This is a genomic window from Bifidobacterium colobi (genome assembly GCF_018555455.1).
In the GTDB taxonomy this organism is placed as follows: Bacteria; Actinomycetota; Actinomycetes; order Actinomycetales; family Bifidobacteriaceae; genus Bifidobacterium; species Bifidobacterium colobi.
In genome coordinates this window covers 1-6,567 of record NZ_JAFEJU010000016.1, presented here as the reverse complement: position 1 = coordinate 6,567, position 6,567 = coordinate 1, and the positions used below count along the sequence as shown (strand labels likewise).

Annotated in this window: 4 protein-coding genes; all 4 read right to left on the bottom strand. The window is 56.5% G+C overall.

Annotated elements, in window-relative coordinates:
• Window positions 1–168 precede the first annotated feature (168 nt).
• Complete coding sequence (gene malQ, locus JS530_RS10675) at window positions 169–2,334, bottom strand: 4-alpha-glucanotransferase (protein ID WP_214377129.1); 2,166 nt, start codon at window positions 2,332–2,334, stop codon at window positions 169–171.
• Window positions 2,335–2,426: 92 nt separating this feature from the next.
• Window positions 2,427–3,116 carry an AbrB family transcriptional regulator gene (locus tag JS530_RS10670; RefSeq protein WP_214377128.1) on the bottom strand — a complete coding sequence of 230 codons (690 nt, stop codon included), beginning with the start codon at window positions 3,114–3,116 and terminating at the stop codon, window positions 2,427–2,429.
• A gap of 55 nt (window positions 3,117–3,171) precedes the next feature.
• Complete coding sequence (locus JS530_RS10665) at window positions 3,172–3,816, bottom strand: IMPACT family protein (protein ID WP_214377127.1); 645 nt, start codon at window positions 3,814–3,816, stop codon at window positions 3,172–3,174.
• A 44-nt stretch (window positions 3,817–3,860) separates the two neighbouring features.
• Window positions 3,861–4,877 carry a D-2-hydroxyacid dehydrogenase family protein gene (locus tag JS530_RS10660; protein ID WP_214377126.1) on the bottom strand — a complete coding sequence of 339 codons (1,017 nt, stop codon included), beginning with the start codon at window positions 4,875–4,877 and terminating at the stop codon, window positions 3,861–3,863.
• Window positions 4,878–6,567 lie beyond the last annotated feature (1,690 nt).

Below are 6,567 nucleotides of genomic sequence, written 5' to 3'. Positions count from 1 at the left end.
GGCACGTACGAGACGTTCGGCATTCCCACGCGATACGGGGCCGGCATCGACTGGAACGACTTCCACACACGAGTCCAATGGCAGTCAAACGACTAACCCCTCAGACACACATTTTGGCCTATAACCCGTAATCAGCGCCGGCACTCGAACAATCCGAACTACTCAGGATTAGTTGTTGAAGATATCGGCGAATCGCTGGGCACCCGGGGTATCGAAGATGTTCTCGAGCGGCACCACGTTGCCCTTGCTATCGGCGAGCGGAATACGCCAATTCGGGTATTCGTTATTGGTGCCCGGCTGGTTCTGCGCACGCTTCTCACCCACCGCGTCGGTGATGGATGCCGCGAACAGCTTGCACGGCGCATCCTTGAGTGCCCGGTAGAGCGCATCGATGATGTCCGACTCATGGGCAACACGGTCATCCGCATACTCGCGGTCAAGGTAGCCCTGCTCCACCAGCATGGCGATCATCGCGTCCTGTTCAGCCTTGGCGGACTTCTCGAATTCCTCAGCCGGACCGGTCAGTAGCCCCAGGCGTTCACGAATCTTCACATGTTCGTATTCGAGATAACCAGCTGCCGGCGGCAGATCATGCGTGTTCACCGATGCCAGCGCATATGGACGGTAATCGGAAGGCTTGCGGAACACGCCGTCGCGCTGCTCGAACCATTCCACTGCACAGCCCAGCAGACCGTGGCTCGCCAAGGAATCGGCAACATAATCGGGCACCACACCCAAATCCTCGCCGACCACCACGCCGTTCGCGCGGGATGCCTCGATGGCCAGAATGCCCAGCATGATATTCGAGTCGTAGTACACATAAGCGCCATCGACTGCGGAATGGTGTTCAGGAATCCACCACAGACGGAACAGACCCAGAATATGGTCAATGCGCACGGCGCCGGCACGCGCGAACATGTCATGCACCATGTTGCGATAGGTCTGGTAGCCGGTAGCCTCCAAATCGATTGGGCTCAGCGGCGGCTGGCTCCAGTTCTGCCCCTGCTGGTTGAACATGTCCGGCGGAGCACCCACCGTGGCGCCCTTGGCGAAGCGTTCCGGATTCCACCACACGTCGGCTCCATAAGGATGCACGCCAACGGCCATATCGGACATGATGCCGATATGCATGCCCGCATCCTTGGCTGCCTGCTGGGCTGCACCCAACTGTTCCGTGGCGACCCATTCCAGCCAACGATAGAAGTCCAGAGTGTCCGGGAACTGATTCTTCAGGTTCGCAATCTCCTGGGAGGAGCGATTCAGCACATGCTCCCAGTTGTTCGGGTCGGCTGAAGGAGCACCCCACTTGTCGTAGCACAGGCACCATGTGGCATAGGCTTCCAAGTCGGATCCACTATTGGTCTTGAACTCGTCAAATGCCGCTTGACGCTCAGCGGTGCGGCCGGCCTTGAAGATAATCCACAGTGCATGCATCTTGCTGCGCCACATGGCATCGCGGTCGATGAGCTGGGCGTCGCCGTTCAATGGTTCCACATCGGCATGCAGCGCATCCACCTGCTGCTTCACGTCAGCAGTAAGCATCGCATATTCCGGCACGGATTCCGGACGAATATACGTGAAGTTCACCAGTCGACGGCTCACCGGCAGATACGGCGACGGTGTAAGCGGTGAAACCGGTTCCGCCGCATGCACCGGATTGATGAGAATGAAGTCGGCACCGGTCTTCTTCTTGGCATCGACCAGCAGGTTCTTCAGATCCTCATAATCGCCCACGCCCCATGAGCCGGAAGAGCGAATCGAATACAACTGAGCCATCCAGCCCCACAACGAGCCGTGCTTCATCGGATCGATAAGGTCAACCTTGCTGGGCGCGCTAATCAACGTAGCGTCCTGAGTGCGATTGCCTACCGTAACGTGCAGCTTATGGTAACCGACCGGCACATCCGCGGGAATGATCAGCGCAGCGTTCGATACGAAGCGGTCGCCAAGATCGAAAGCCTGAGAGCCATCGCCCGGACCGGTACTAATCGTCCCGGTGTACGTCTCGCCGTTCTCCAATGTGATGGTGGCGCTCGGTGTTTCCAGAATGCCGGTGTTCACCAGCACCTGATCCTCCACCCCAGCGGTATGCAGTACCGTTGGCGCCACCAGCCTGGAGTAGCGTTCCTTCAGAATGCGGCGGATGGCTGCATCTTGACTGTCTTCGTCTCGGGCTTCGATGCCCAGAGCGGCGAGTATCTCGATCAGGACGTCATCGTCGATCTCGTGATAGTCATGGCTCATGCCCACGTAGCTGGTTCCGATGCCGACCAACTTGGCCAGTCGAATCAATGGGCGCGCCAGCCGCTCTTCATTCTCGGTGTTCTCACTCATAGCCCCAGTCTAACGCCCTTATAGCACGCCACACTGTAACAGCAACGACTCAATTGACGTAAATTTGCCCGATATTCAACTTAATGGCGTTTTTATCGTTGCGCGAGGGCATTACGGACCTCTTCGGACGGATCATTCGCCAGTTTTTCCAGCATCTGTGCCGAGGTATTCGGATTCAACGCCACAGCCCTGCGCACCATCGATGCAAGCACCGCCGGCGCACCTTCCTCGATTTCGGTGCCGAGGGAGCCCAGGAAATCAAGCGTCTCAGCATCCGCAGTGGGATCCTGCGCGCCTTCAAGACGCATCTTCCAGCTGGTGCGCTTATTGCGCAGCGCATGATCGCGCACTTGAGGCACCGGATCCTTGGTCAAGCGACCCACCAGCCAATTCTTGTCATCCTCATTGGCGGCAACAGCCTGACGTACCGAAGCATCTGGATCTTCCGACAGTTTGACCAGAACATTCGGGAACGGCATGGTGGTAGCCAGGAATACGCGATCGGCAACCGGAGTGTGACGGTTGCCCGCCACGGCCTCCAGCAATGCTGTGGCGCGGGAGAACGCCGCCTGATTGGAGCGGTCCGGCAGCGGCCTGCGCGCAAACTCCGAAAGTTCCGCGGAATCAGTGGAATGACGCAACCGCTCATAGGCAACGGTCAGCGGCTCGAAATTCTTGACGGCCTCCTCATGCGAGGTTTCGCCGGCTTTCGTCTCAGCCGTGTCCGACTGCGGGGCGGGTTGCGCGTTCTTTTCGATGTTGCTCTCGTTCTCGTTCGTCATATGTCCCAGCCTAGTTGGTTGTCAGGTTATTGGCCGTATGATCCCAGCCGTCAGGTCAGTCGTTCACCGGTACTGGAATATTCACCATATCCAGCGGCTCCGGAGTCACTGCGGCGTTGAAGGTTTCCCGCACGCGTTCCTCGAATCGCTCGGTGGATTCCTGCGGCACCACGGCAGTCAGCACCACGTTCATCGTGTACTGCTCATCCTCCTGGCTGCCTCCCACTGAAGCCAATAGCTGCTGGAATCGCGCGAGCTGCGGGTATTCGAGTTGCATCCGGTAGCGTTGCGCAGTCATAATATGCGCCACCCGCGCGGCTTTCATCGCCAATGATGCCGCCGAGGAATACGCACGGACCAAACCACCCGACCCCAGCAAAATACCGCCGAAGTATCGAGTCACAGCCACCACGCAGTCAGTGGTACCGGATTGCTTCAGCACATCGAGAATCGGCTTGCCAGCAGTGCCGGACGGCTCACCATCATCGCTCATGCGCTCGGAAAGTCTGCCATCAGCGCCACCGCACACAGCGGCGTAGGCCACGTGGCGAGCCTTGGGATGTTGTTCGCGAATGGAGGCTACGAAGGCGAGCGCCTCATCCAGTGATGCCACGTGGGCAGCATCACCGATGAATTCGGATTTCTTCTCGACCAGCGCGTCATGCGCGGGAGCGTCAGGCGTATTGAGAATCGTTTGCATAAGGATCCAACAGTATCGTGATTCTGGGCGACGGCAGGCAAGGTTCAGCGTTCGGAGACAACGACGTTGTAATCCTTGCCGGCAAAGTAGGCTACAACGCATTGAATCATCTGTCGTGTCAGTTCCTTGAATGCGCCGTCGGTACGCCAGCCGACGTGCGGCGTGAGCACGATGCCAGGCACCTTGCAAATGGCATCGTCGGCGGCGAGCGGCTCATGGTCGAACACGTCGAGGCCGGCGGGAATATCACCCTTGCTCAGTCGTGCGAGCAGCGCACCGGATTCGATGACTTCGGAGCGCGCGGTATTGATAAACAACGTGCCCGGCTGCAAATGCGCAAGGTTCTCAGCGGTGACAATGCCGCGCGTGGCATTGTTGAGCGGCAGATGCACCGAGACAACATCACTGTTGGCGATGAGTTCGTTGAGATCGTTGACCGGTTCGGCTCCGGAGCGTTCGAAATGCTCGGCTGGCACATGGGAATTCCATGCGCTGACCTTCATACCGAATGCTCGGGCGATGCCGGCTACCGTACTGCCGATACCGCCAAGTCCGATGATGCCGAGTCTGCGACCGGCCAGTTGCAGTCCATCGCCACCAGCCCAGGACCAGCTGCCGGCCTTCACATTGGCATCCAGCTGACCGGTGCGGCGCACCAGTTCCAGCATCAGCGCGAACGTATGCTCGGCTACGGCATGGTCACCATAATGTTCGGCATTGCAGACGCGGATTTTGAATTCACGCGCCAAATCAAGATTGATGTAGCTGGCCACGCCGGTGCCGCAGAACACAATGCACTTGACATGGCTGTGCTCGTTGAGCGTACGCAACAGATCATCGGAGATATGGTACCCGCCGACGAGCAGCACATCGGCATCGGCAACGCGTTCGGCAATGACATCCTCATCCGACGTGAATTCCTCGAACATGCGCACTCGTGCCACATCCTTGAGTGCTGGGAACTGCGCTTTGATGGGATCGATCATCGATTTGAGCACGGAAGGCATAGCTACCAGCGGCAGATCGGTGCGCTCCGGTTGGGTCTCATAAATCTCAGTCATGGCCACCACATTAGGCTGGCGGCGGGAGAAACCAGCAGCATGCCAGAACTGTCGATGCCTGGCATAGGTTTTCCTGCCGCGATAGGACTTCAACCTCAGGTTTTGCCGCAGCCAACAGTGCGAGTATGAGCCAGCAAATGACCTCTGCATGCTCACAATATGACATTTTCTTAGCAAATGATGATTGTTGTTCGCCGTGCCGCAACAATTCACTCGCTAATATAGCCAATGGAGACGGGCGGACAATGGCGTACCTCCGGCTCCGCTCACACGCGGATACCATAACACGGCTCCGCGCGCGGGTTTTCATCATTCCCTTCTATAGGCTTGAAGAGCATTGGTATTTACAAGGCAGCGAGGCGCACGCATCTATTGGCATATATTGCATATCTGTGATGCGATATATACTCTGTAATGATTCATTTTGTACCCTTGGGTTACCGGCTTCGGCTGGTGACATGGTAAAGGCCCGGCGTTCGTAGCACCGGGCCTTTACTTTTCGACCTCCGCCAAGATGGCCAGTCATGCCTGAAGGTCATCGCATGCAAGGTGACGCCCTTCAATCTATGATTCATATCTGTATTCGCAGAGGCTCACTGAGCATCTACCTGATTAACGCTAATAACGTGTACTTCGTCTTTTGTTCCATCAACTAAGCAAGTAATTGCGGTGAGATTCCCATCAACTCTCACGTTATAGCTAGCCAGATATTGATCTTCACTGAGACCGACCATTCCCTGTTGCCTTCCTAATATAGGATCGCTGTTGTCCTCATGCCCGGAGAACAATTGTTCCCTAGCCGCTTTATCGCAGGCCACTACCGCATGCTCATAGTCAATACCGCCACTGGTCACATCATCAGACGAAGACTCATCCTGTGAATTACCCTGAAAAGCGAATCAAGGCCTGGATTACCGTCAAACCCGAGCCTGCTCAACGTTATGGCCGTAGCTCAGGTACTCGGCGTCACCATGGATGTCCTGCTTCCCACCCCATGGCCCGATCTCAGAGCAAGATAAACACCTTGCTATACGATTTCGTCTCGTATTGCCGACGTTCAATATGCTCGCACTCCTGCAGCTCAACGTTGAGTTGTTCGCACGCTATGTCCAAACGGATTCATGCGCCAATTCTGAGCCCCTCTGCGGGCCAACATGCGTTTTTCGCCGGTTATCGCATTGTGGCCCGGCGGCTTGATTGAGCCGGTTTTTGCAAAATGGCTTAATTCCGCGGTTTTGTAATACTTAACCTCCGGGCCAACACACAAAAACACAAAGAATATAACCCGTTGGCCCAGTATGACGCGGGAGAACCCGACCAAAAAGCCAGAACAATCATGTTGGCCCGGATAGGAGTGGGCCAACATGCAGAAAGCGCTTAAAAATCTACACCGGCCCGCATCACGACTATCATCACCGCGCATAAGTTAAGCTGCAGTCAAACAACTCGATCACCAGACACAATTCGACGCGCAGCCCGAGCCCAGCAACTGAATACGTACCACCCTATTTACCGGTTATCTTACGCGTAACCATGCTGCGCTACGCACGGTTACGCAATCATCGGGCTATAGGAACTTTTGTGGTGTTTATACCCGGGGTTTGGCCTTGTGCGAGTAGGCGTGTCGGGGTGTTATTTTTCCCGGCGGGAAAATAGGGGCGTTCCGGTGGTGGGCTGGGTCTATGAGAAC